Source organism: Bacteroidota bacterium, from assembly GCA_016713765.1.
In the GTDB taxonomy this organism is placed as follows: Bacteria; Bacteroidota; Bacteroidia; order AKYH767-A; family 2013-40CM-41-45; genus Pollutiaquabacter; species Pollutiaquabacter aromativorans.
This window is the reverse complement of the sequence record JADJON010000003.1, coordinates 583,888-609,134: the sequence shown is the minus strand read 5'-3', so window position 1 is coordinate 609,134 and position 25,247 is coordinate 583,888. Positions and strand designations below refer to the sequence as shown.

At 54.1% G+C, this 25,247-nt stretch carries 23 protein-coding genes, 1 tRNA gene and 9 pseudogenes; 17 read left to right on the top strand and 16 right to left on the bottom strand.

All coding sequences use genetic code 11. The features are described 5' to 3' along the window. Position 1 precedes the first annotated feature (1 nt). From IPJ96_13450 to IPJ96_13405, 10 genes and pseudogenes are all read right to left on the bottom strand, one after another. A pseudogene (locus IPJ96_13450) lies at positions 2–367 on the bottom strand (PKD domain-containing protein). A gap of 135 nt (positions 368–502) precedes the next feature. After that, positions 503–1,168, bottom strand: a pseudogene (locus IPJ96_13445) (PKD domain-containing protein). Positions 1,169–1,201: 33 nt separating this feature from the next. Then, a pseudogene (locus IPJ96_13440) lies at positions 1,202–1,672 on the bottom strand (PKD domain-containing protein). Positions 1,673–1,699: 27 nt separating this feature from the next. Then, positions 1,700–2,056, bottom strand: a pseudogene (locus tag IPJ96_13435) (PKD domain-containing protein). A gap of 135 nt (positions 2,057–2,191) precedes the next feature. Then, positions 2,192–2,419 (bottom strand): annotated as a pseudogene (locus IPJ96_13430) (PKD domain-containing protein). Between the two features lie 15 nt (positions 2,420–2,434). After that, positions 2,435–2,707: pseudogene (locus IPJ96_13425) on the bottom strand (PKD domain-containing protein). Between the two features lie 465 nt (positions 2,708–3,172). Then, positions 3,173–3,439 (bottom strand): annotated as a pseudogene (locus IPJ96_13420) (PKD domain-containing protein). Further along, positions 3,413–3,712: pseudogene (locus tag IPJ96_13415) on the bottom strand (PKD domain-containing protein). The pseudogenes IPJ96_13420 and IPJ96_13415 overlap by 27 nt, the downstream one beginning before the upstream one ends. Then, positions 3,686–4,030 (bottom strand): annotated as a pseudogene (locus IPJ96_13410) (PKD domain-containing protein). Before IPJ96_13410 ends, IPJ96_13415 begins: the two co-directional pseudogenes overlap by 27 nt. Positions 4,031–4,274: 244 nt before the next feature. Next, complete coding sequence (locus IPJ96_13405; GenBank protein ID MBK7911325.1) at positions 4,275–4,805, bottom strand: hypothetical protein; 531 nt, start codon at positions 4,803–4,805, stop codon at positions 4,275–4,277. Between the two features lie 285 nt (positions 4,806–5,090). On the opposite strand from IPJ96_13405, the gene IPJ96_13400 reads away from it, so the two are divergent. Together IPJ96_13400 and IPJ96_13395 are read left to right on the top strand one after the other, a co-directional pair. Next, a complete protein-coding gene (locus IPJ96_13400) occupies positions 5,091–6,548 on the top strand; it encodes a hypothetical protein (protein ID MBK7911324.1) in 1,458 nt (485 codons plus the stop codon). A gap of 272 nt (positions 6,549–6,820) precedes the next feature. After that, positions 6,821–7,192, top strand: a complete 372-nt coding sequence (locus IPJ96_13395) for a four helix bundle protein (protein ID MBK7911323.1) — start codon at positions 6,821–6,823, stop codon at positions 7,190–7,192. 100 nt (positions 7,193–7,292) lie between these two features. Here the strand turns inward: IPJ96_13395 and IPJ96_13390 are convergent, their stop codons facing one another. Both IPJ96_13390 and IPJ96_13385 read right to left on the bottom strand, forming a co-directional pair. Next, the gene (locus IPJ96_13390) at positions 7,293–7,703 is read right to left on the bottom strand and encodes a response regulator (protein MBK7911322.1); all 411 of its coding nucleotides are present in this window, start codon (positions 7,701–7,703) and stop codon (positions 7,293–7,295) included. Between the two features lie 20 nt (positions 7,704–7,723). Then, positions 7,724–7,799: transfer RNA gene (locus tag IPJ96_13385), tRNA-Phe, on the bottom strand. 97 nt (positions 7,800–7,896) lie between these two features. Here IPJ96_13385 and IPJ96_13380 point away from each other — a divergent pair. The 3 genes from IPJ96_13380 to IPJ96_13370 are packed head-to-tail and all read left to right on the top strand — an operon-like array spanning position 7,897 to position 11,204. Then, the gene (locus tag IPJ96_13380) at positions 7,897–8,640 is read left to right on the top strand and encodes a type III pantothenate kinase (protein MBK7911321.1); all 744 of its coding nucleotides are present in this window, start codon (positions 7,897–7,899) and stop codon (positions 8,638–8,640) included. Next, positions 8,624–10,117 (top strand): hypothetical protein, encoded by a 1,494-nt coding sequence (locus IPJ96_13375; GenBank protein ID MBK7911320.1) that lies wholly within the window; start codon positions 8,624–8,626, stop codon positions 10,115–10,117. The genes IPJ96_13380 and IPJ96_13375 overlap by 17 nt, the downstream gene beginning before the upstream one ends. A gap of 55 nt (positions 10,118–10,172) precedes the next feature. After that, positions 10,173–11,204, top strand: a complete 1,032-nt coding sequence (locus IPJ96_13370; protein MBK7911319.1) for a COX15/CtaA family protein — start codon at positions 10,173–10,175, stop codon at positions 11,202–11,204. Here the strand turns inward: IPJ96_13370 and rlmD are convergent, their stop codons facing one another. The 3 genes from rlmD to ssb all read right to left on the bottom strand — a co-directional run bounded on the left by rlmD (position 11,205) and on the right by ssb (position 15,086). Further along, positions 11,205–12,608, bottom strand: a complete 1,404-nt coding sequence (gene rlmD, locus IPJ96_13365) for a 23S rRNA (uracil(1939)-C(5))-methyltransferase RlmD (protein ID MBK7911318.1) — start codon at positions 12,606–12,608, stop codon at positions 11,205–11,207. 12 nt (positions 12,609–12,620) lie between these two features. Further along, on the bottom strand, positions 12,621–14,543 hold the full coding sequence (gldD, locus tag IPJ96_13360) for a gliding motility lipoprotein GldD (GenBank protein ID MBK7911317.1): 1,923 nt from the start codon (positions 14,541–14,543) through the stop codon (positions 12,621–12,623). Positions 14,544–14,666: 123 nt separating this feature from the next. Next, on the bottom strand, positions 14,667–15,086 hold the full coding sequence (gene ssb, locus IPJ96_13355; GenBank protein MBK7911316.1) for a single-stranded DNA-binding protein: 420 nt from the start codon (positions 15,084–15,086) through the stop codon (positions 14,667–14,669). Positions 15,087–15,253: 167 nt separating this feature from the next. Here ssb and IPJ96_13350 point away from each other — a divergent pair, with 167 nt between their 5' ends. The 5 genes from IPJ96_13350 (at position 15,254) to IPJ96_13330 (ending at position 18,147) form a co-directional block, all read left to right on the top strand. Next, positions 15,254–15,676, top strand: a complete 423-nt coding sequence (locus IPJ96_13350; GenBank protein ID MBK7911315.1) for a DUF1801 domain-containing protein — start codon at positions 15,254–15,256, stop codon at positions 15,674–15,676. After that, positions 15,673–16,095 carry a VOC family protein gene (locus IPJ96_13345; protein MBK7911314.1) on the top strand — a complete coding sequence of 141 codons (423 nt, stop codon included), beginning with the start codon at positions 15,673–15,675 and terminating at the stop codon, positions 16,093–16,095. Before IPJ96_13350 ends, IPJ96_13345 begins: the two co-directional genes overlap by 4 nt. 191 nt (positions 16,096–16,286) lie before the next feature. Further along, the gene (locus IPJ96_13340) at positions 16,287–16,943 is read left to right on the top strand and encodes an NAD(P)-binding domain-containing protein (GenBank protein ID MBK7911313.1); all 657 of its coding nucleotides are present in this window, start codon (positions 16,287–16,289) and stop codon (positions 16,941–16,943) included. Positions 16,944–17,132: 189 nt separating this feature from the next. Next, the gene (locus tag IPJ96_13335) at positions 17,133–17,597 is read left to right on the top strand and encodes a hypothetical protein (GenBank protein MBK7911312.1); all 465 of its coding nucleotides are present in this window, start codon (positions 17,133–17,135) and stop codon (positions 17,595–17,597) included. 22 nt (positions 17,598–17,619) lie between these two features. Beyond that, on the top strand, positions 17,620–18,147 hold the full coding sequence (locus IPJ96_13330) for a DUF1648 domain-containing protein (protein MBK7911311.1): 528 nt from the start codon (positions 17,620–17,622) through the stop codon (positions 18,145–18,147). 4 nt (positions 18,148–18,151) lie between these two features. On the opposite strand, the gene mutY is transcribed toward IPJ96_13330, so the two are convergent. Beyond that, the gene (mutY, locus tag IPJ96_13325) at positions 18,152–19,198 is read right to left on the bottom strand and encodes an A/G-specific adenine glycosylase (GenBank protein MBK7911310.1); all 1,047 of its coding nucleotides are present in this window, start codon (positions 19,196–19,198) and stop codon (positions 18,152–18,154) included. 127 nt (positions 19,199–19,325) lie between these two features. Between mutY and IPJ96_13320 the strand changes: the two genes are divergently transcribed. From IPJ96_13320 to IPJ96_13290, 7 genes are all read left to right on the top strand, one after another. Continuing rightward, the gene (locus IPJ96_13320) at positions 19,326–20,165 is read left to right on the top strand and encodes a helix-turn-helix domain-containing protein (protein MBK7911309.1); all 840 of its coding nucleotides are present in this window, start codon (positions 19,326–19,328) and stop codon (positions 20,163–20,165) included. An 86-nt stretch (positions 20,166–20,251) separates the two neighbouring features. Further along, positions 20,252–21,454 (top strand): T9SS type A sorting domain-containing protein, encoded by a 1,203-nt coding sequence (locus IPJ96_13315; GenBank protein MBK7911308.1) that lies wholly within the window; start codon positions 20,252–20,254, stop codon positions 21,452–21,454. A gap of 15 nt (positions 21,455–21,469) precedes the next feature. After that, positions 21,470–21,979 (top strand): hypothetical protein, encoded by a 510-nt coding sequence (locus tag IPJ96_13310; GenBank protein MBK7911307.1) that lies wholly within the window; start codon positions 21,470–21,472, stop codon positions 21,977–21,979. Continuing rightward, positions 21,969–22,397, top strand: a complete 429-nt coding sequence (locus tag IPJ96_13305) for a DoxX family protein (GenBank protein MBK7911306.1) — start codon at positions 21,969–21,971, stop codon at positions 22,395–22,397. The genes IPJ96_13310 and IPJ96_13305 overlap by 11 nt, the downstream gene beginning before the upstream one ends. Positions 22,398–22,403: 6 nt before the next feature. Next, a complete protein-coding gene (chrA, locus tag IPJ96_13300; GenBank protein MBK7911305.1) occupies positions 22,404–23,510 on the top strand; it encodes a chromate efflux transporter in 1,107 nt (368 codons plus the stop codon). 290 nt (positions 23,511–23,800) lie between these two features. Next, entirely contained in the window at positions 23,801–24,115 is a 315-nt protein-coding gene (locus IPJ96_13295; GenBank protein MBK7911304.1) for an integration host factor subunit beta, read from the top strand. 5 nt (positions 24,116–24,120) lie between these two features. Continuing rightward, positions 24,121–24,951, top strand: a complete 831-nt coding sequence (locus IPJ96_13290) for a tetratricopeptide repeat protein (protein MBK7911303.1) — start codon at positions 24,121–24,123, stop codon at positions 24,949–24,951. The last annotated feature ends 296 nt before the right edge of the window (positions 24,952–25,247 follow it).

The following is a 25,247-nucleotide window of genomic DNA, read 5'->3' as shown; positions in this document are numbered from 1 at the left end:
ATCCGGAAGTGTCACGGGTGACCAGTGAAACGATGTAGGTGCCGGTATCCTGGTAGGTATGGGTCGGATGCTGGGGTATTCCGGCATAGCCGTCGCCGAAGTTCCAGTTCCAGTCGATAGCGTTTTGCGACTGATCGGTAAAGTCAACCGTGAAGGGAACGCAACCTTCAAATGCCGAGGCAGTGAAATCAGTACGGGGTCCGAGCACTTCAATGTATTGTGGCCGTACCAGCGTATCCGAACAACCCTGGGCACTGACAATCAGCGAGACCGTATATACCCCGGGAGTATTGTAAATGTGTGAGGTGACGGCATTCGTGGACGACGTGCTGTCGCCGAAATCCCATAAATACGATTCCGCATCCACGGACAGGTCCTGGAAGTTTACCACGGACGGTGCGCAGGCCGAACGGTCATCGGTGACGAAGTTGGCCAATGGCTCTTTAACAAGGATACGAGTGGGGATGTGCAAAGTGTCAGTGCAGTTGAGCCACATTGAGCTGACAACAAGCGTTACGTCGTAATTGCCGGGCTGGATATAGGTGTGCGTAGGGTTGGCATCAGTCGAGCTAATCCCATCGCCGAAGTCCCATTGATAGGAAGTAGCCATTGCTGAAGAATGGTTTTGGAAATCAACTTGCATCGGTATACATCCAGTGTCAACCGACACGTCGAAATCCGCAAACAGCAGGTAATTCATGTCGTGCATGACAGAATCGACGCAACCGTTGATGTCCGTCATGACCAGCATCGGATATCGTGCAGGAACCTCGGAGTAATAATAAGACGGGTTTTGAACCGTAGCGGAATCGCCGTTGCCGAAGTACCAGGTCCAGGAGACCGGATTCGCACTCAGGTCCGTGAAGGTTGCCGTTGACGGTAGACAAGGCTGATCGACTGCAAGGTTGAACTCGGCATGCGCTGTATCGATCTTGATGTATTGCGGTTTATCCATCCTGGAGACGCAATTTCCGCGGAACACCGTTAGGCTGACATCGAATACACCCGCTTCCAGATAGCGATAGGTAGGCGTTTCAATGGACGAGCTGTTGCCGTCTCCGAAACTCCACAGGTACATATCTGCGTTTTGTGACAGGTTTGTAAAGACTACGTTCAGTTTGTTGCATGCCTGGCGACTGGTGGAGGTCGAGAAATCGGCCACAGGCATGCTGACGGTTATCGGCGGATTCACCTGGAAGGTTTGCGCGCAGCCATTGTTGTCGGTCACGGTGAGCGACACCTGGAAGGTGCCTTCCTGCGTGAAACTATGCGACGGATTGACAGCCGTTGAGGTCGTATTATCGCCGAAATCCCACAGGTAACTTGCGTAGTTCTGCATGCTGGTGTAGAACTGCAGCGTATCGAGACCGCATACTTCACTTTCGCTGACCAATGCAGGCGCTATGAAGTTGGAATAGATACTGGTCGAAATCGACGAAGAGCAGCCCATCGTATCGCTCACGGTCTGGGTGATGATGAAATTCGGACTGGTCGTATTGTAAACGTGTGCGGGGTTCTGTTGGGTGGAGGTGGTGCCATCACCCAGGTTCCACAGCCAGGAAGTGGCATTCGCGGACGTGTCGATGAGGGTAATGGTCGTGTTGGTGCAACTGCCGGCCTGCTGGATAATGAACCCGGCCCTGGGACCGGAAACCCTTACGATGCTGTCCATTTGGATCACGGACGTAAGACCAAGCGTATCCACTACGGTCAGGACGACCGTGTAGATCCCGGCATTCAGATAGGTATGTACCGGGAATTCTTCGGTGGAGGTTTGTCCGTCGCCAAAGTCCCAGTTCCAGCTTGCCGCGCTCGGAAGGTCCTTGGTGAATGTAACAGTCAGCGGTGCACATCCCTGCTGTACGACCGGCTCGCCGGGGTTACCGACGTCCACCGGAGTGGTATCGGGTTCCCCGAAGTTGAAGGGTGGCGGATCATAGAATAACGTACAGACGCCGTTGCTGATCCAGAGTGTTACGTTGTAATTGCCGTTTGACTGATAAGTATGGAACGGATTCTCCAGCGTAGAGGTAGAGCCGTCGCCGAAGTCCCACAACCATTGTGTGGCACCAACGGAGTTGGCATAGAATTGTACCGGCATCGGGAACACCGTGTCTTGCGGGATGCCGTAGAAGTTGGCTCCGAAGGGTGTGAAGTACACGCCATTGGATTGCATGGTGGTGTACGTGCATCCGTCCGCAGTGGTGATCGTCAATGAAACACTGTGGTAACCCGGGCTGGCGAAGGTGTGATTCGGATGTTGGTCCGTCGACGTGGTGCCATCGCCGAAATCCCACAACCAGGAAACAGCGTTGCTCGAGGTGTCAGTGAACTGTGCTTCGTACGGAGGGCAGGTGGTTACCGAATGCGTGAATCCCGCATAGCCTCCTCTGACATCGAAGGTGGAGAAATTCGATATGGTCTGTTCGCAACCGCCGTTGGCAGTAGTGGTGGTTAGACTGACCGTATAAAAGCCGGGGGTGGAGTAGGTGTGAACCGGATTTTGTTGCGTGGATGTGGAGCCATCACCGAAATCCCAGGCCCAGCCGTTCGCTCCGACTGTTCCGTCGGTGAACTGGGTGGTGAGCGGCGCGCATCCTACGGTGGTAGGTGGTGGCACGTAGTTGGCGGCCGGGTTCGTCGTTTGGATGTATGCCGGTCGGCGCAGGGTGTCGGAGCATCCGAGCGAGTCGGCCACGACCAGCATGACATCGAATGAACCGGAGGTGGTGTAATTGTGTGTTGGATTCTGTTGTGTGGAAGTCGTACCGTCGCCGAACGACCAGAAGTAGTTCAGCCCGCTGCCCGGAGACAGGGCATTGAAGTTGACGGAAAGTGGCGGACAACCGACGCGCGGACTGGCATTGAGGAGCGCGCGAGTGGAGGTGACGGAAATGATGCTGTCCAACTGGACACTCTTTGAGCAGCCGCTCGGACTCCAGCATTTCAGCGTGACGGAGAATACGCCGGAAGCCGTGTAGGTATGCAGGGGACTGATGTCGTTGGACCTGGTGCCGTCACCGAAGATCCACTGACAACTGTCGTATCCCGAAGACAGGTTGGTGAATTGAACCGAGAGCGGAGCACAGCCATTCGTGATGTTGTAGGAGAAGTTCACGTTAGGCTTCGCGCCGACAAGGATGTAGTTCACTTTTCGTACCGTATCCACACAACCGGAGTTCGTCGTGACGATAAGTGTTACCGTATAGGTTCCGGGATTGACGTAGATATGTGAAGGTGTAACATCGGTGGAGGTGGTACCGTCACCGAAATCCCAATGACAGCTCAGCAAGTTGGTATTCGGGTTGGAGAAGTTCGCAGTGAAGGGAGCGCAACCGGTATCATAGGCAACGCTGAAGTTCGCCCAGTTGGCGACACCGACATTGATTTCGGCCGGAACATCGGAGGTATCGCTGCATCCGAATGCGTTCGTGGCCATGAGGCTTACGTTGTAAGTGCCCGGGGTCGAGAAAACGTGCGAAGGATTTTGTTGATTGGCTGTAGTTCCGTCGCCGAAGTTCCAGAGCCAGCTGGTGGCTTGGGCGTTGTTGGAAAACTGGAAAGCCGTAGCCGGATCACAACTGGAAGTAAAGGTGGCCTGGACGGTGGCATCCGGCTTGGGGAAGATCGTGATGTAGGTGTTTTTGATTTCCACATCCTGGCAACCAAAGCTGTTGGTCGCAATCAGGGTCACCGTAAAGACACCCGACATCGCATAGCTGTGTGTCGGATTGCTTTGGGTGGACGTGGTACCGTCGCCGAAGTCCCAGAGGTAACTGACAGCGCCGGTCGAAAGGTTGCTAAAGGAATAGCTGTTGTTGTCGAGACAGGAAGAACGTACCGACGAGGAGAAGTCGGCCGAGGGCTGACCTACCACCGTGATATAGTTCACGCGGGTCAGCGTATCGCGGTTGCCGGCACCATCGATCGCCACGAGGCGGATCGTGTACGTGCCCGGAACGGTATACGTATTCGACGGATTCGCCAGGGTCGACGTGTTGCCGTTGCCGAGGTCCCAGTAGTAGGACACGGCGCCGGTCGACGTGTTGTTGAACTGTACGTTCAACGGGGGACACCCGGTGGTTTGGCTGGCGGAAAAGGAGGCTACCGGTACCGCGCCCGCCCGAAGGACGGCCGACAGTGTCAGCAGTATCAGGAATCCCGCCATCCGTCCCAGGCATTCACCCCAGCCTGTGGTCGGTTGGTTTCCCATTGTCTTGTTTGAACGATCTTACACCCTAAACACCCTTCGAGTGCCCTTACGGGCAGGTCAATTACTTGACCTGCACCATACGGCTGCTCTTATCCATGAAGAGCGGACTGGCATCCGGAGACGTCACCGTTTTCGGCTCGGCCTGGGCTACCAGGTTCCCTTCATTATTGATCTGTTTGATGCGGTAGTGCACCGTGCCGGCAACCGGCTTGGTGTCGACCCAGCTATAGAGGAGTTCCAGCGGGGATCCGATACCTTCTTTAAGGCCTACCGGTTCGAACTCCTGTCCATCGACGGAGCGTTCGATGACGTAGATGCAGTCTTCCGAATGGGCTTTTGCCACCCAGTTCATGTAGACCTTGCCCGAATTATAGACAATGGTCTCCTTCGCGAACTCCAGCTTACCCGGCTCTTTCGAGGCGGTGGCGGGTTCCTGTGCGAAGGCACTGACTGCCGCGAACACCAGTACATATAGGAGTACCAGTTCGAGGGCGTACACGAAGAAGCGGTTGCCCGCGATCTTCTGTTTCATGTTCTGTCGGATCGTGGGCTGCATCATGCCGTCCGTTGATTTCGCGATAAAAGTTTTCATCGTGAGAGCTTTTGAGGATTCTAGTGACAATATATACTGAGTGGCTCCCCGGCAGTTCCCGCAATAAGCGGCGCATCTTACGGATGTAAGGTTTTGTCCGGTTCCGCTGCATTTTCCTCCAGATCCGGCTTATAGTCTTTGAAAAAACGGAGAATTTGCCCTTTTAACCTTTTGAGACCCTTGCAAACCCAAGCCCTCAATTCCTCTTGACTCCGGTGTATCCTTCTCCGGTCACCCCCGTTAAACCTCTTCAGAACAAACGCTCCACAGCTATTACAGCGCACCATGGATACTTTGAACAAAACGATCAAGAAACTGAGTGATGGCGAGTATCAGGAACTGCTTTCCGCGGTTGCCGGCCGAAAGAACAACAAGCCTTATCTGGTATTGGAAGCCGCGCGAAACGGCAGCTATACTGAAAGCCAGATGATGGATATGCTGGGTGTGAACCCGAGTACCTATTATACGCTCAAGTCGCGCCTGAACGAACGCATCGCACAGTATTTGTCGACGAACGTCAAGAACCCGATCTCCGCGCTGAAAGACAAGGTGGCCCTCGTGCCGGCCATGTTGTTCAGCAACGACCGCGATGTGGCCATTCGTGCGCTCAAGAACCTCGAAAAGCAGCTGATCGAATATGATCTCTCGAATGAATTGATCGTCGTTTACAAAGCGCTGGCACGCCTGAGCATGTATAACGGCGATTTCGATTATTACGAGAAAGAATACAACCGTCACGTAGCGTACTCCCTTGCGGTGGTGAAGGCGGAAGATCTCTTCTACGAATTCGTGAAGCGTGCCGGCAGCTACCAGCTGACCCGCGACGAGCGCGATTTCGAAGCGGTGCAGTCCATCCTTCGGGAGTTGACCAACATCTCCGAACTGTATCACGGACACCGCCTGTTCGTGCTCTACAACCTGGTGCGCATTTACTACCTCTGTCTGTTCACCAGCCGGGTGGAGACATTGAAAGCGCTCGAGATCGAGGTGGATTCCATCCTCCAGCAGATTCGGAAGCACTTTGAGAAATACGAGCTCGATACCTTTTATCAGGGCGTACGATTCCTCGTCGACTTCCTGTACTTCGAATATTACCAGCGTACCGGAAACCAGGTCCGCGCCGATCATTACTATTCAATGATCAACAAGCAGGTGCCGGACATCGCTTTCAAGCCGGCTTTCAGCTTCTATGTGACCGAATTCCTGAACAGCAAAGTCGCCCGCTTCCTCGCAACCCGCGATACGCAGCAATTGCTGGACCTTAACGCCGAGCTCGAATCGAACTTCGACGTTGATGTGAACGAACCCTATCCGTACATCAGCTTCCAGCGTTTCAATGCCATCGGTAAGTTCTACCAGCAGGATTTCGCCGGGGCTGCGCGGATCATCAACAACCTCCGCAACGAGACCAGCCTGAAGAAATTTCTGTTCACCGACGTGGAGTACAAGCTCTTCCAGGCCATGCAGTACTGCTTCCAGGGAGAAGACGGACTGTGCAACCAGCTCCTCCAGAGCGTGAAGCGCCAGATCGTCGAAAACGACAACAATTACCAGCCTGCCCTGCACCTGATCAAGATGCTGAAGGCGGCTATCAAACCCGAAGAATTCCGTAAGAAGGTGAAAAAACTCACCGAGCTGAACGAGCAGTTCCGCCAGGTTAATCAGGGTGCGCACCGCATGTTCTGGTACATCCAGCTCGACGAGCAGATGATCCGTCGCATGGCGAACCCGATCAAAGACTGATTTTTCTTTTGCCCCGCCAGGTTATGCCTCCCGGAGAACTTCGCCGGGAGGCATTTTTTTTTTGTAACTGGTAATTGGTAACTAGTAACTAGTAACTAAAAACTGGTAACTGATAACCGGTAACGAATTACTAGTTTTCAATTACTAGTTACCAATTACTAGTTACCAATTACCAGTTACCAGTTTCCATTTCACGAAAAATATTTCATTCCGATTCCTTTTCCCGCTTTTATGCGGTTGACATCCGGCATAATTCAAATTTACTTTGTTGGGTGAATAAGGATGTGACGCAGTTTCTGGTCTATCAGTACGCCGAGCAGTTGTCGGATGTGTTTTGGGAAGAGTATGATAAGTGGCCTAAGAAAGTTCAAATGACGATTGGTTTACAGATCATCCGGGCGGCGGATAGTATAAGCGCAAACATTGCGGAGGGCTTCGGAAGGTTTCACTATAGGGACCGCTTGCGATTTTATTATTGTGCCCGCGGCTCATTCGAGGAATCCAAAGCCTTCGCCAGGAAATTGATCCGACGAAAAGTGCTGGCAGAAAAAGAGGTGGAACAAGTGACCAGGCTGGTCACCCAGATAGGTCCGTTACTGAACGCCTTTATCAATAGAGCCAGGAAATCGGGCGGTGATACATGATTTCCGGACAGAAAGAAAAAACGCTGATTAGCGTGCGGAAACAATCTATAAAAAGACTACGCTGAGTCCTTAATTACTAATTACCAATTACTAATTACTACTAGAAGTTTATCGCGTCCAGGTACTTTTCGTTCAACGGCTTGTTGACGTACTTGACGACATAGGGATTCGTGGAGGCCCGGTTGATGTCTTCGGGACTGATGGAGGAGGAAAGCACGATCACCTTGCAGAAGGAACGGATACTCTCGGGCAACTGCTCGTATTCGGCCAGAAAACCGAAACCGTCCATCACAGGCATGTTAAGGTCCAGGAAAATCACCTGGGGCAACACGGCCGCATTGGATGCATTGTCACGGAGAAACTGGAGAGCTCCTTCGGCGGAATTCTTCACGACGACCTGCTGCGAAAAGGAATTGGTCGTGATCATACGCTCATTGATGAAGTTATCAATGTCGTTGTCGTCGATCAGGAGGACCCGCTGAAACTTGAAGGGCTTATCCGTTTGTTTCATTGACCTATGGAGGCCTAAAGTGGTGGTGATGAGTGGAATCGAACCACTGACACAAGGATTTTCAGTCCTTTGCTCTACCAACTGAGCTACATCACCGGCTTAGAGTGGGGCAAAAGTAGGGAAATTTTCAATTCACAAAATTTCTTTTCAAAAACCGCGTTTCCGCCCGCATGTACCCGCGTATCTTGACCGCATGAAAAGCAAAGCTCTTTTGCTGGCCATCGACCGCGGTAACACCCGGGTGAAAATCGGTGTCTTTTCGGGCGGTACGTTGATCCACCAGGAGGCGTTCTCTGTGCTGAGCCTGAACCGCTTGCAATCGCTCTCGCGTCGTTTCGAATTTTCCGGTGCCATATTATCTGCCGTCGCACCACTGCCTGCTCCGGTATTAAAATTCTTAAAAAAGTTGCCCGGTTTCCTGGAACTCTCTCATCGTACTCCACTCCCTATCCGGAATGCATACAAATCGCCGGCTACGCTGGGACGCGACCGGATCGCGATGGCCGTAGCAGCGGCGGCCCGTTACCCCCGTCAGCACGTATTGGTAATCGGAGCAGGGACCTGCATCACCTTTGATCTGGTTCAAGCGGGTGGCACCTATATAGGCGGCAGTATTTCCCCCGGCCTTCACATGCGTTTTGAAGCACTCCATGCCTTTACCGGAGGACTGCCGAAAGTGAAGCTGCAATGGGATAATCCCTTGCTTGGCAGTGACACGCTTTCCAGTATGCGTTCGGGCGTCATGAATGGGGCAATGGCTGAGATCCGTGAAATGGTCAAAGAGTACAAAAAGATGTATCCGCGGCTGAAAGTCCTGATCACCGGCGGAGACGCGGCCGGTTTGGCTGAACGGCTAAAAATCAACATCTTTGCCGCCCCTGATTTGGTCCTCTACGGACTTTATGAAATCTATCGTTACCATGACGCGAACCGCTAAGTCCGGCATCCTACTGCTGGCGGCGCTTTTCCTGTGCGTGTTTTCCGCGCGTTCTCAGAATGCTACTTCCTCGCCTTACTCCCGGTATGGCATCGGCGACCTGCAATTCCAGGGCGGCGCTCGTCACCTCGGGATGGGGGGCGTTTCCATCGGTGTTCCGCTCAACCTTCAACTGAACTTTCAGAACCCCGCGGCTTATTCCAACCTCTTCCTGACCACCTTCGAGTTGGGCGCCAATGCCAATTTGATGGAGATCAATTCAGCCGACGCCCGACAGGAACAGCATACGGTTTCCTTCAGCTACTTCGCGCTCGGAGTGCCGCTCAAGTCGAAGCGGTGGGGACTCGGTTTCGGACTCATGCCCTACAGCAACATCGGGTACTCCGTTAAAGATCCGCAGACCAATGTGCTCGGTGAAGTGGAGACACGTATTTACCAGGGAAGCGGCGGGCTCAACAACTTTTTCATTTCTACGGGAGTTCGTCCCTTCAAGAATACGCCGTTGAGTATCGGCGCGAATGTCTCGTACCTCTTCGGTGTACTCGGTCAGGACCGACGGATCGAATTCGACAATCCGGTGAACTTCAACACGCGTTTACTGGAGAATACATCGCTCGGCTGGTTTACCTATAACCTCGGTGTTCAATACACCATCGACAGTCTGCGGCTCTCTCCGTCTGATTCCTTGCTGGAGTTCGACAAGCTCATTCGTCCGTTGGAGGATTCGCTCGTGCACCTGGACGATGTTGCGCGCAAAGCTTCCGACAGCCTGCAAGCCGGTTATGCGGAGCGTCGCGAATTCCTGAAAAACCGCATTCGGCAACTCCGTCAGGAACGGGGAGACGTGAAGCGTCGGCGTGAACGGGGTGATTGGAGCCTGACGTTCGGCGCGACGTATTCGCCTGCCGCCGAATTGCATGCCCGGCAGACGTATACGGCCACTTCGTTCAAGTACTTCGACAATTCCTCGCGCGACCAGATTGTCGTGCGGGATACGATCGCTTATGTTGAAGGAGCAGAGGGGCGTGTCAAACTTCCTGTCGGCCTTGGCTTCGGCGCTTCTATCCGGCAGGGTACGCGCTGGTTGGCCGGCGCCGACTTCCAGACGCAGAATTGGAATACCTATCGTTACTTCGGTGCATCCGATTCACTGGCCGATAGCTGGCGCGTTTCCGTCGGCGGGCAGTTCACTCCGAATGATCGCGTCTTGAAAAACCGCTATAAGACCGTTCAGTACCGTGCCGGATTCCACTATGCCCGTACATTTCTCCAATTGCGCGGTAACCAGTTGAACGAAATGGGTGTGAGCATCGGACTCGGAATTCCGATCCGGCGTGCTTCCACCTTCATCCAGTTCGCTGCGGAGGCAGGCGAACGCGGTACGGTCGAATCCGACCTGCTCAAGGAACGTTACCTGCGTTTCACCCTGGGCTTTACCATTTCCGACCGCTGGTTCCTCAAGCCGAAGTACGACTGATCTCCTGCTTCGATTTGAACTTTGCCGTACCGGAATGGTTATAGCTGCAAAGCATATGAACGATCGATCTCGTCGTTACGTCGCAATCTGGCTGCTGAGCGGCTGTTTCCTGATCTTCGCGATGGTGGTCATCGGCGGCATCACCCGCCTGACCGGTTCCGGCTTATCCATCACGGAATGGGCTCCGATCATGGGCGCTGTACCTCCTTTGAACGACCAGGAGTGGCAGGAAGCTTTTGAGAAGTACAAACAGATTCCCCAGTACGAGAAGATCAATGCGCATTTCGAATTGCAGGATTTCAAGGCGATCTTCTGGTGGGAGTTCATTCACCGCCTGGTAGGCAGGTTGATCGGTGTGGTCTTCTTGCTGCCGTTCATCTGGTTCCTGATCACCCGTCAACTGGATCGCGCCATGACCCGGAAGGCGCTCTTCCTGTTCGCACTCGGTGGCTTGCAGGGGTTCCTTGGCTGGTTCATGGTGAAGAGCGGGCTCACCGAACGTACGAGTGTGTCGCACATCCGGCTGGCCATTCACCTGATCACGGCCTTCATCACCTTCGGCTTCACCTGGTGGTACGCGTTGCAGTTGCTGTATCCACGCGCGCTGGTGCCGGCTTCGACGAAGCTCCGGCAGCTGGGCGTAGCCACCTTCTCGGTGCTGATGGCACAGCTCGTGTACGGAGCATTCGTCGCGGGATTACATGCCGGTAAGTTGCACAACACGTTCCCGCTCATGAGCGGACAGGTGTTTCCGGTCGGTGGTTGGTATGCGGAAGACGGTATCGCCAACTTCTTCGATAACCCGGAGCTGGTGCAGTTCATTCACCGCTTCTTCGCGTTCACGCTCCTCGCCATGGCCGGCTATGTGTGGAACCTGGCCCGGAACGAGCGAATGGAAACGAGCCAGCGGACGGCGCTTAACTGGTTCTATGCGGCTTTGGCAGTGCAGTTTGTCCTTGGCGTGCTGACGATCCTTTACCAGGCGCCGATCGTGCTCGCGTCCGTGCACCAGATCGGTGCTTTTTTCCTGTTCACCGCGATGATCTACGTGCAGTTCCGTTTTCGCGGCACCGCCCTGACTGCCTGATCAGTCGCGACGTTCCAACAACACGACGTTTTCCACGTGACCGGTATGCGGAAACATATCGACCGGCTGAATGCGCGTGAGCCGGTAGCGATCCGACAGCATGCGGGTGTCCCGTTCCTGGGTGATCGGATTGCAGCTGATGTAAACGATACGCTTAGGCGCGAGTTTTAGTAAAGCCTGATTAACCGCCCGGTGGTGGCCGGCACGGGGCGGATCGGTTACCACCACATCGATCACTTCGGTCGATGATTCCGTGAACCGACTGATTTCGTCCTTCAGATCGCCGGCGATGAAATCGACGTTCGTGATTCCGTTCCGGTTGGCATTTGTTCGTGCATCGTTCACCGCGGCATCGACGAATTCTACCCCGGTGACGAATGCCGCCTGTCGTGCAAGAAAAAGACTGATGGTTCCGGTACCGCAGTAGAGGTCAAGCACACGTTCGCTTCCTTTCAATGCGGCGAAATCCAATGCGGTTTGATAGAGACGAAGTGTTTGCCCCGTATTCGTCTGGAAGAAGGCGTTGGGACTGACCAGGAACTGAAAGCCATCCAGGCTCATGGGCAGTTGCGTTTCACCCCGCAGGTGTCGGGCAGGAGCATCCATGTTGACTCCGCTCTTGTCGGGGTTGAACAATTGAAAATAACCGGTGATCTCGGGAAAGTCACGGGTCAGGCCTTCTGTCAGCACGTTGAGTTTTTCATCATCCTGCTCCGCCGTGATGATGGCCGCCAGCAGATGGCCGGGATCGCCGAAGCGCAGTGCCAGTCCGCGCAGGAAGCCGTATTCCTCGCGCATGTCGTAGAACTTCATGCCTGCTTCGAGTGCGATGTCGCGCAGCCGGTGGAGGATGCGGACGGCGATCGGGTCGATCAATGCGCATTCATGGATCTCCAGGGTGTGATCGTACTTGCCACGCATCAGGAAGCCGGCGGCAGGACGCCGAATGGTATCGGGCGAGGTCTTTTCTTCCGGCGTCATCCAACGCCGGTTGGAGAAGGTGAAGACGATCTTGTTGCGGTAACGCAGTTGCTGTGGTGATGGCAAGACCGGAGGGACCGTCATCCCGTCGGGAAGATGCCGGGCGAACAGTTCGCTGACTTGTCCGTGCTTGATCTCCAGTTGGTGCGCATAGGACGTATGCTGCCATTGACAACCCCCACAGTGTTCGAAGTGCGGACAGAACGGATCGATGCGATCGGGACTCGCTTGTAACAAGCGGACGATCCTTCCGGTGGAGACGGGAAAGTCGCCTTTGCTGACGCGGATCGCCTGCACATCGGCGATATCTCCCGGAAGGGATTTGTCGACGTAGAGTTTTCCTCCTTCGAACGGCCCGTACGGAAGTCCGTCTCGGTCGATGGCGGTAATCGCGAATTCTTCGACGCGTCGACCCAGTTTCATCGAAGGAGTAAATTACTTCCAGTGGAATCGTTCCAGGAAATGCTGTACATCCGATTGTACAAAGTCGAGAACCGGCGCGATCGAATCCGGGTTCGGAACGGCGTAGAAATAGAGTGAACCACGGATGAAATGGGCGGTACTGTCCGTTAACCAAAATTGCAGGGGAGAAGCCGCGTTGCCTTTGACCTTATACAACAGTCCGCTCACGCCGGGTTGTTCATGCAGGATGATCTCGTCGATACCCGAAGCTTTCGTCACATGCTTGTAGGCATAGGTGCGGCTGTCTTCAATGTATCGGTTCAGGTTTCCATTGACCGGCTTGTAGGTGAGGTAAACGGTTGCTTTGAAATCCGGAAACTCCAGGTTCATCCAGCAGGGCTCCGCCTCGGCACTGGTGTCGGGTATCACCTGCACATAGGAGGGTAGCTCGGAGCCGAAGGGGCATCCGGGACTTTCCCACAGGGCATATTGTTTTTCCGGGAGTGTGATCCGGAAATAGCCACGCGGTTTGGGATTATAAGGTTCGTCGCAACCGCTCAGCAAGAGCGCGAAACCGAGGGGCAGGAGCCAGGCTGCCAGCGATCTTCCGTTGGAAGGTTCAATTTCCGGCAGAGTAACTTTTACGCGCTTGATACGACGACGATCTGCCGACTCAATGGTGAACACAAGTCCGTTATGACGCAGCACCTCGTTCACCTGAGGGAGTCCGCCTTTCACCGCCAGCAGGAATCCGGCCAGCGTATCGGTTTCCTCTTCGCCAAGCTCGAAGGATTTCCGGTCGAGGTCGGTGATGCGGCAGACGTCGTTCAGCAAGGTCTTGCCTTCGAACACGAAATTGCGGTCGTCGAGTCGGGAATAGTTGAGTTCGTCGTCGTCGAATTCGTCGTTGATCTCGCCCACGATCTCTTCGAGGATGTCCTCCAGCGTCACGATGCCCGAGGAGCCGCCGTATTCGTCCACCACGATGGCCAGGTGGTTCTTCATTTCCTGGAATTCCTGCAGAAGGTCGTTGATCTTCTTGCTGGCCGGAACGAAATAAGCCGGGCGGAGGAGGCTCGTCCAGTCGAAGCTGGAGCCGTCCTGTTGGTCGAGGTAGGGCAGGAGGTCCTTGATGTACAGGATGCCGGAGACGCGGTCGAAGCTTTCTTCGAAAACCGGAACGCGGGAGTACCGGTGTTCGTTCACCAGCTTGATCACTTCCGAAAACGGCGTTTCGCGTTCGATCGCGAAGACATCCATCCGTGGCTTCATGATCTGCTTGACATCGATGTTGCCGAACCGGGCGATGCCTTTCAGGATGTTCTTTTCGTCTTCAGGAGTGTTCTTGTCGGAGGTGATGTCGATGGCATGCGTCAACTCATCGACGGTCACGTCGTACCCTTTACTTTGAATGCGACGGTCGACCAGCGCGGTCGATTTGACCAGCAGCCACGACATGGGCCGGAGCAGTTTGTCGACCACGAAAAGCGGAAGCGCGGCCAGGTTGGAGAACCAGATGGCATTTTGGGTGGCGTACATCTTCGGCATCAGTTCGCAGAAGACGATGATGACGAAGGTGACGGCGACCACCTGGATAAGAAAACCAGCCAACGGATGACTGGAGAAATCGAAGACCTGTTCCATCAGCAGTGACGAGATCACCACGATGGCGATGTTGATGAAGTTGATAACGATCAGTAAAGTCGCCAACAGGCGCTTGGGTCGATTCAGCAGGTTGTAGACGATCCGGGAAGCGGTCCCCGGGGCGTTACGCAACCCGATGAATTGGGCAGGTGTGATGGCGAAGAAGGCGGTTTCCGCTCCGGAGACGAAACCGGACAGGAAGAGCAACACGACCAGTACGACCGACTCGACTATAAAGGAAAAGGAGAAAGTAAAAGCGGGGTTAAGGACCGAGAATACGGAAAGGAGCAGGGGGTCAGGGCCGGGATCCAAGGGGAATTAACTTCTTTGACTAAAAACAGCTAAGCGCAAAGCTAATAAAACTTCACGCTTAGCTGTACTTCGGGTTGGCAGCCGGGAAAGCTGACTTTCAACAATTTCCGACTAGCCTAACAATCAAAACGGAAGGTCGTCGCCGCCCGTGGGGATCGCGCTGGTTTCGATCGGTGCCTGGACGGCGGCCGGTTCGGAACCGTTCTGTTCGCTGCGCGGTCCGCCGAGCATGGTCATGGTATCCGCTACGATCTCGGTGATCCACTTTTTGTTGTTCTCTTCGCCGTAGGAGCGCGTCCGGATGCGTCCTTCGATGTAGAGTTGTTTGCCCTTGCGGACGTATTTCTCCGCCACTTCCGCCAGACCGCGCCACAACACGATGTTGTGCCATTCGGTGGTTTCGACTTTCTGGCCTTCCCGGTTCTTGTACGATTCCGAGGTCGCCAGCGGGAAGCGGGCCGTTGCCACGCCTCCTTCCAGGTACCGCACTTCCGGATCCTTACCGACGTTGCCGACCAGGATCACTTTGTTCACTCCGCTCATGGAATTGTGATTTGAGGTTAGATAATGGTTTATCCGACAAATGTAAGGTACGAAATCGGGCGATGTAAAACCGTAGATGCGGGATAATAAATGCGGAGCGAACTCGGTTGGATATTCTCCGGTTCGGTTCATTTATTTTCGAAAGAATTGATAAATTTCAGACAGCTATGCGCACATCCGTCACCTCCATCGATCAGTACATTGCCGCCTGTGAACGCGGGATTCGACCCAAACTCAGCGAGCTCCGGGAGATCATTAAAAAAGCTGCTCCGAAATCCACCGAAACGATCAGCTACGGCATGCCGGCCTTTCGCGAAGGGAAAGTGCTGGTCTATTTCGCCGCCTGTAAGAACCACATCGGCTTGTACCCGACCGGCACCGGGGTTGCTGCATTTGCCAATGAACTCGAGGGGTTCACCTTTACCAAGGGCAGCATCCATCTGCCACTCGATCAACCACTCCCGAAGAAGTTGATTACTCAAATTGTAAAATACCGCGCTGCCTGGGAGCGCGAACAGCAGGCACTGAAGACTGCGAAGAAAGCAGCTCTTAAAATATCCTCGAAGAAGAAATTGACTACGAAAAAATGAGCCACCCCATTCATCCTTGTCTTTGGTTCGACGGTCAGGCGCGTGCAGCAGCGGACTTTTATTGTTCGATTTTTCCCAACTCGAAGATCCTGCAGGAAAATCCGATGGTTGTAACCTTCGAATTGAATGGCCGGAAATTCATGGGCCTCAATGGAGGGCCCAAATACAAATTCACCGAAGCGGTCTCGCTGGTCGTGGAATGCGATACGCAAGAAGAAATCGACCATTACTGGAACCGACTGCTCGACGGCGGTGAAGAAAGCCGTTGCGGATGGCTCAAGGATCGTTTTGGTGTCTCCTGGCAGATCATCCCGAAAAAACTAGGCGAATGGATGAGCGATCCCGAACGGGCCAAACGCGTCGGGCCGGTGTTGTTGAAGATGGTCAAACTGGAGATTGCGGCGTTGGAGAAAGCTTGAATAGTGAACAGTGAACAGTGAACAGTAAACAGTAAACAGTAAACAGTAAACAGTAAATCTTGCCCGCCGAAGCTTTAGCGTAGGCGGGAGCGAATAGAAGATAAACCATACAAGTTAAGGAAAAACTAATTAAACGCGGAACCCGCCTGCCTGCCGTAGCTTTAGCGAAGGCAGGAAACTCTAAACTGAAAATGCGTATTTCCATCCTCGGCACCGGCAACGTCGGTGATACAATCGGTAGTAAACTGGTCGAACTCGGTCATGATGTCATGATGGGTTCGCGCAGCGCGAATAACGAAAAGGCCCTGGCCTTCGTGGCTAAGCAGAGCGGAAAGGCTTCCGCCGGCACCTTTGCGGATGCGGCGGCATTCGGAGAGATCATCTTCAACTGTACCAAAGGCGAAGCCAGCCTCGATGCTTTGAAACTCGCCGGAGCCGCACTCGACGGGAAGATCCTCATCGATGTGGCCAATCCGCTCGACTTCTCCCGCGGTATGCCGCCGGGACTCGTGCCCGCGCTCAGCAATTTCAACTCGTTGGGCGAAGAGATCCAGCGGACGTTTCCCAATGTGAAGGTGGTGAAGACCCTCAACACGATGTGGTGCGGACTCATGATCAACCCGCGCATGATCGGCGACGGTAACCACATCAACTACCTTTGCGGCAACGAAGCCGAAGCGAAGGAAAAAGTCCGCGCGCTGCTCAAGACCTTCGGCTGGAAAGACGAGCAATTGCTCGACCTCGGCGACATCACCAACGCCCGCGGCACCGAAGCCGTCCTCCCTATCTGGCTCCGCGTCTGGGGAGCAACGAAGACGGGAGTGTTTAACTTTGGAATTGTTCGGTGAGGACTGGTAACTAGAAACTAGTAATTTGTTATTAGTAATTAGAAATTAGTAACTAGAAATTAGTAATTGAAAGAGATTATGCTAGTAGCCAATTTCTAGTTACCAGTTACCAGTTACCAGTTACCAGTTACCAGTTACCAGTTACTAGTTACTAGTTACCAATCACCAACCACCAACCAACCACCACCCATGCCCACCCGCCATGTCCTTTCCACCTTTCTCCTCTCCCTGCTCCTTGCCTGCAACTGGAGAGAACCCCGGTCTGTTCCGGAGTGGATCATTGGTGAATGGGAAATGGCCGATGCTGAGGGGCGGCTGGTGGAGCGGTGGACGAAGGTGAACGATACGCTGATGAAGGGATTCAGCTACCAGGTGGTGCAGGGCGATACGGTCTTTTCGGAAACGATGGAGTGCTATCTGAGCGGTACCGAGGTTTTCTACGTGCCGACCGTTAGCGGACAGAACGATGGGAAGTCGGTTGTGTTCCGGATGGCCGATCATGCCGGTGATAGCGTGAGCTTTGTGAACCCGGAGCACGATTTCCCGAGCCGCATTGTTTATCGGCGCGTCGGCCGCGATTCCCTGGTCGCGTCCATTGAGGGCATGATCGAAGGGACCTTTCGGCGGCAGGAACTCCCGATGCGGAAATTGTAACTTCGCAGTTTAACCGACACCTATGGGCATCTTGAGTGGTGATCCTTCCTACAAAGGCAGGCCCCGACTTTCGTTGGAAAGCGGACCGCTGGATCGTATCCTCGAAGTTTCAGGCTGGATTGCACTGGCGGTGCTGTGGACGTACACCGTTTCTTCGGTGCTCCAGGCCCCGGAAACCGTGCCCACCCATTTCGACGGCAGCGGATCTCCCAATGATTTCGGAAGCCGATGGTCGTTACTGATCCTTCCCGCGATCGGGACGTTTGTTTTTCTGGTGATGACGGTGATCGGACGCTTCCCGCACCTGTTCAACTACGGTTTGAAGATCACGCAGGACAATGCGGCTTTTCAATACCGGTTGGCAACGCGTTTTCTGCGTGTGCTGAAATTGTCGATCCTGGTTGTGCTGGGACTTGTTGTCCGTCTTTCGATCCGGGCTGCGGCGCAATCATCCGGCCCGCCGGACAGCGCTACCTTGTTCATCGTGCTCGCATTGCTGTTGTTGCCGACAGCCGGCTACATTTTTCTCTCGCTGCGCAACAAAGGCTGATCCCTCAAAAGCCTGCCTGCTCTAAGCCGGTCTCGACCAGGCGCGATACGGCCAGCCGTTTGCGTTTCGCCTTATCGGCGAGTATCCAATCTTGCTCCGGCTTCACCTTGCCATCCAGTAGATAGAAGCGGGCATGGATGCGCTGGTGACTCAGCAGGTGCTTGTATTCCCGACTGATCTGTCGGATATGGATCGGTTGCTTTCCCAGGATGCGTTTCCAGGCGGACGAACGCATGAGTGATGCCGGTTCAGTGGGCTGATCCGTTTCAATGAGCGGAAATTCGTAGAGCTTCGCCCAGATGTCGCCGGTAGCTCGTTGCCGCAAGTACACGCCTTTCGGCGTGTTGAGAATCAGATAGTGGAAGTAGCGGTCACGGACCTTTTGCTTTTTGGCTTTTACGGGAAGCTTGGTGATCAGATCACGTTGAAAGGCATGACAGGTATCCCGGAAAGGACAGCTTGCACACAACGGCTGTGCCGACTTGCAACTGATCGCCCCGAACTCCATGATCGCCTGGTTGAACAGGTGAGGCGCATGGCCTTCCATCAACGACTCCGCGAGTTCCCGGAATTCCCGCTTCGCGCGTGGGGAGTCGATCGGCGTATCAATACCGAAGCAACGCGACAAAAAGCGGAACACGTTACCGTCGACCACGGCGACTGCCTGGTCAAAGGCAAAGGAAGCGATGGCCGCAGCGGTGTAGTCGCCGATACCCGGTAAGCTGCGCAGTTCGTCGAAGGTGCGAGGGAACTTTCCCTGATATTCATTCGCCACAACCTTGGCCGCCTTGTGCAGGTTCCTGGCACGACTGTAATACCCCAGACCCTGCCAGAGCTTCATCACTTTCTCCTCTTTGGCGCGGGCAAGATCGTGGACGGTCGGTAATGCCTCGGTGAAACGATGGAAGTAGGGAAGCCCTTGTTCGACGCGGGTCTGTTGCAGGATCACCTCCGACAACCAGATCACATACGGGTCACGCGTTTCCCGCCAGGGCAATTCCCGCGCGTGCTTTTTATACCAACGCAATAACGTACCGCCGAATGCCGCCATAAATCTCCACACAAGGTACGACAAGTGTGAATTTTGAATCCGTGATCATCCGCATTATCCGTGTCATCCGTGTGCAAATAATTCGGAGCCCAATAGGCATTTCCCCGGAATCAGTATTTTCGACAACATGTCCGGTACCATCCCTCGGCATATCCTGAAACCGCCGCCCGGCACGATCCGGGAGATCGACCTCATCGACTGGGCGCCGCGTGCAAAGGCTTTCGCGCCGGAAAAGCCGCACCGGCATCAGTTCTACGAACTGCTGATCATCACCGGCAGCGGAGGCGAGCACGACCTCAATTTTTCCAGTCTGCCGATGAAGAAATACGAGATACACTTCGTCGGACCCGACGACGTGCACCTCGTCTTTCGTGAAAAAGCATCTTCGGGTTGCACCCTGCTGTTTCTTCCCGGCGTGATCGACCGGCCCTTGCTTCGATCCCTACCTTTCGGTACCGAGCGACCGGTGATTCAGTTGCCGGCTGCCGCATTCAAACGGGCGCTCATTTACCTTGACCTGATCCGTACTGAAACGCGGGAACAGGCTGCCGGGAACGAGCTGGTGCTTCGTTCGCTCGTGCAATCGCTGGCAATCTATTTGTCGCGCTTCTGGGAACGCGACCGGCCGGGAGCGGCTTTGCGTGTGGGAAATCCGTTGGTCGACCGCTTCATGCTCCTCGTGCAGCGACATTACGCGGATCACAAGCGGGTGGAGGATTATGCGGACTTGCTGCACATCAGCCCGAAGCACCTCATCGCTGTTTGTAAGGAACATACCGGGAATACGCCGCTCAACATCATTCGCGTCCATCTTGTCGCGGAGATCAAAAAGCTCCTGTATCATACTGACCTTTCGGTAAAGGAGATCGCTTATCGCCTGAACTTCGACGAGCCGGGTAATTTTTCCAAGTACTTTCGCTCCGCTACCGGATTTACGCCCCTGGAGTACCGGGCCGGTATCCGTTAGGTTAATTTTTTACCCTTGAGTCCGAGGATTCAACCTGTGGGTCGGAACAGGCCTGATTTATTTTTGAGTCACTAAACTCCCTGATCATGAAATCACATTTGCTTGCCTGTACATGCCTGCTCCTGTCCGCCCTCGACCTTTCTGCCCAGTGGGTTCAGAAAGCATCCGGTACTTCGGTTGCGTTATTTGATCTTTATTTTCCCAATCGGGATACCGGCTATGTGGTCGGACAAGACGGTGTGATACTTCGTTCGTTCGATGTAGGAGAAAGTTGGTCGGCATTATCGTTCCCGACAAGTGCCGGCTTGAATGCCGTTCACTTTCTTAACGGACACGAAGGTTGGGTGGCCAGTGACAGCGGCCTCTATCATACGATGGACGCCGGCGATTCCTGGACCCTGGAGCCTTCGCTGTCTCGCGACGGCTGGTACGATATCGAATTCTCCGATGCGAACACCGGATTTGTCTCGGGAGAGGATGGGAAGATCGCACGTACGGCGGATCGCGGACAAACCTGGACCATCCTTTCAACACCCCTGGTACGTAAGCTGGCATCGCTATCGTTTCCCAGTGCACAGGTGGGATACGCGACGGGGGTCGGATATAACTGGCAGTTCCTGAAGACCACCGATGGCGGACTGAACTGGGTGATGGATACCATCCGCCCGATCGGTAATATCTGCTCGCTGGAAGCGGTCTTTTTCACCAGTGAGACCCGCGGATTCATCGGCGGTTGGTACATCGCCACCTTCGTCGGAACGGATGACGGTGGTGTAAGCTGGAGCGACCTGGCAACCGCAGGTCCGGTCGATCTTTACTCCATTCATTTCCCGGATAGTTTGCATGGATTCGCCTGCGGCTGGCATTCGACTTTTTGCCGGAGCCAGGACGGGGGCGATACCTGGAGCCAGGATACGATTCCCGGATTTACGGGCAACCTGTATGCGGTTCGCTTTCTCGATGCGCAGACCGGTTTCGTCGTCGGTGATATGGGTGCAATCTTTAAATCCTCAGGGAGTACTGCTATTCACATCCCTCCCCGGGCGACCGATATGAAAGTTTTCCCAAACCCATTGGCGAACGGGACCGTACTTCATTGGGAAACCCTCAGTGCCTGCACAGGTTTGATGGAAATCGTGGATATGCAAGGTGCGTGTGTGCATCGTAAGACGATCAGTGGAGTTCAGGGAAGCGTCGATTTGACGGATGTTCCTTCGGGGCAGTATGTCATTCAACTAATGGAAAATGGTAAATTGCTTCACCGGGAAATCTTGTTAATTAATCGTTAACGGATTGGGAATTGCATGATGCAAGAAAAGCTGAAGCGGTATTATTCAATGATCCTCCTGCTGGCCTTGTCAGGTTGCGGATCGGGGAACGTAGAGCAGCCAAACACGCAGATCAGGCTGGATAGTCTGGAAGCCAGGCTGTCCGAAGCATACAAGCCGGGATTCGGTGAAATGATGGGAAGCATTCAGGTCCATCACAACAAACTCTGGTTCGCAGGTGTGAACGCGAATTGGAAACTTGCGGCATTCGAGATCCATGAGATTCAGGAAACACTGGAACAGATCACGAAGTTTCAACAGGAACGTGAGGAGAGTCGGATGACCGGATCGCTGCTCCCGGGATTGGACAGTATTCAATTAGCTGTATCGGAAGGAAAGGTCGATCGGTTCCGCGAGCAATACGCATTGCTGACCGACGCCTGCAACGATTGTCATCGGGCCACGGATTTCGGATTCAATGTGGTGAAGATCCCCGATGAGCCGCCATTCACAAACCAGGAATTCAAGTTGAAGGATGGTCAATAGGTGGTTGCTTACATCGACCGTGCCGACATTGATTCCGCGAATCATTGTCGGACTGGTATTCCTCTCGGAAGGGATTCAGAAATTCACATTTGCAGACAGTGTTGGAGCGGGAAGGTTCGCGAAAATCGGCTTTGAGAACGCTGAATTCTGGGCTGGTTTTACCGGGTGTTTCGAGATTGTTTGCGGACTGTTGGTGCTGTTCGGACTTTTTACCCGATTGGCTGCCCTGCCATTGTTGGTCGTGATGATCGTTGCGTTCATTACGACGAAGTATCCTACCCTCGTCAAACAAGGCTTCTTTCCGATGGCGCACGAATACAGGACGGATTTCGCGATGACTCTTCTGCTCCTGATGTTGGTCCGCTATGGCGGTGGACGGCTGTCTCTGGATCATCGTTGGTTTGGCGACAAGCAATAGCCCGGGATGAAAGAACTTGCCACTTTGTTTTTCCGGTTGGGATTTACAGCATTCGGAGGACCGGCTGTACACATCGCCATGATGCAAGAGGAGGTGGTTACGAAGAGGAAGTGGATGACGCATGATCATTTCCTCGATCTCGTGGGCGCGACCAACCTGATACCGGGCCCGAATAGCACCGAGTTGGCCATACACATCGGCCATGAACGTGCCGGTTGGAGAGGCTTGCTGCTCGCGGGCGTTTGTTTCATTTTTCCCGCTGTTGTCCTGACAGCCTGCCTGGCCTGGTTGTATAAACGCTATGGTACGCTTCCCGATTTACAGCCGTATCTATACGGGATCAAACCGGCCATTATCGCGGTTGTGTTGTCGGCCGTCTTTCCACTTGCAAAACGCTCGTTTAAGTCGGTGGAATTGGCGATCGCCGGACTGGTCGTGCTGGTGCTCTCCCTCGCGGGTTGCAACGAGATCTATCTGATGTTCGGCACAGGACTGACGTACCTTGCCTGGAAACGAGTCGGCCCGGGTCGCGGAAAAGGTTCCCTGTTTCCGCTGACACTTTTAAAGTTGCCGTCAACCGTACTCGTGTCGGCCTCAAATGCACAATTGTTCTGGATATTTCTCAAGATAGGAGCTGTACTTTATGGGAGTGGATATGTGCTCTTCGCGTTTCTTGATACTGAATTGGTGGCAACCGGCCTGTTGAGCCGGCAGCAATTGATAGACGCGATTGCTGTTGGACAGTTCACGCCGGGTCCGGTTTTTTCCGCGGTCACCTTCATCGGCTATCAGATCGGGGATTGGAGCGGAGCCATGGTCGCGACGCTGGGTGTCTTCCTTCCTTCTTTTGTTTTCGTCGCAATGCTCAACCCGCTTGTCCGCCGGTTGCGCAACTCGGTCGGTTTCTCGGCTTTTCTCGATGCGGTGAATGTGGCCTCGGTGGCGATCATCGTTGCCGTTTGCTTCGACATGGCGAAAGCAAGTGTGAACGACTGGCGAACAATCCTGATCGCTTTCGCCGGTTTGTTGCTGACCTTTCGTTACCCCAGAATCAATTCGGCCTGGATTGTTCTGGGAGGAGCGGCTGCGGGCTTTCTGCTCTACCTTATATAGTAGCTTTCCCGATCACCTATACCCTCCGCGCGAGGCCAGTAGAAGAGCGGGCATAGAGTTGTTGACCTCCGGGTTGGGCTTATGTTAGAGGTGTAAACGACACGAGTCAGATTGTTAATAAAAGGAAGATCGTTCCAATTGTCGTTTTTTATTCCATTTTCGTCGATTTTAGTGAAAATTCTCCCGCTCCGGTCAATTATCCGGAACTATATGATTATTAGCACTTTTTCCATTGGGCCGGAAGCATTATCTTTGCGCCCCCTAAGGTCAACTACTTAATAGTCAAAGCAATGACGAAAGCAGAACTAGTAGCCGAGATCTCCACCAAGACGGGTATTGAGAAGACGGTAGCCCTCCAGGCAGTAGAGGCAGCCATGAAGGTGATCAAGAACACCATGGCAGATGGCGAGAACGTTTACCTGCGCGGTTTCGGTTCGTTCATCGTGAAGAAGCGTGCTCAGAAACTGGGCCGCATCATTTCCAAGAACACCACCATCGTGATCCCGGAGCATAACATTCCGTCCTTCAAGCCGGCCAAGACTTTTGCCAACAAGGTGAAGAACGCCAAGATCAAGAAGAACCAAACCTCCGAAGCGATCGATTGATCCCGATGAGTGCCCGCCGTACACAGTTGGTCCTGGTAGCGGGTGCCATCGCACTGACCGGAGTCTTGTATCTTCTTCCACGCAAGACTTCCGAAGAGAAAGCGGCGATCCAGTCGCAGACCCGTCAATCCACCTACACCTTCGAAGGCCTCCTGGCCGACGCGAAGTCGCAGGTGAAGCGGCAGGAACTGGACCCGATCAACCAGTTGGAAGACAAACTGCAACAGGCTCCGCAGGATACCGCGGTGCTGGGCGAGTTGGGAAGGTCCTGGGACCGGCTCGGATTTCCGGCCATCTCTTCGGGATATTTCCGCCGGATAGCCGAAGCGGCGCCGGGTGAGAACACCTGGATCAACGCAGCCTACCGCTACTTCGATGCCTTCAAGCTCTCGGGCGATTCCACGCTCCAGTCCATGATGGTGCAGCAGGCGATCGAGTCGTATGGAAAGGTCCTCGCGATCAATCCCGACAACCTCGACGCCAAAACCGACCTCGGTATCTGTTATGCCGAAGGAACCACCACGCCGATGCAAGGCATCATGCTCTTGCGCGAAGTGGTCGAAAAGAATCCCGGGCACGCCAATGCCCAGTTCAACCTCGGGATCCTTTCGGTAAGGTCGGGACAATACGACAAGGCCCTCGAGCGCTTTTCCAAGGTGCTGGAGATCGATCCGAAACGAACACTGGCGCGTTTCATGATCGGCAGGGTCTACGCCCAGCAGGGGCAGCAGGAAAAAGCGCTCGCCGCGCTGGAACAGGTGAAAAAAGAAAGTTCGGATCCGCAGCTGTTGAAAGAGGCGGATCAGTTAATAAACCAGATTCAAAATAACCACTAAACCCGTAGGACTATGCCAAGCGGTAAGAAGAGAAAAAGACACAAGATGGCGACGCATAAGCGTAAAAAACGCCTGAGAAAGAACAGACATAAGAAGAAGAACCGGTAATACTGCCGGGCGCGGAAGTGAACGCTTCCGCGCCCGTTTTCCGTATCCTACTTTTCCCACGGGAAAACAGGGCCTTTTCGAATCACTCCCTTCGCCGCGCGATGCGTCGCCGGCACTCCAACCGGTCCCTGCATACGGATGCGTGAACAGTTCCGGCTGTTCGGTGTTTTTCTGCGGATTACCCCTCG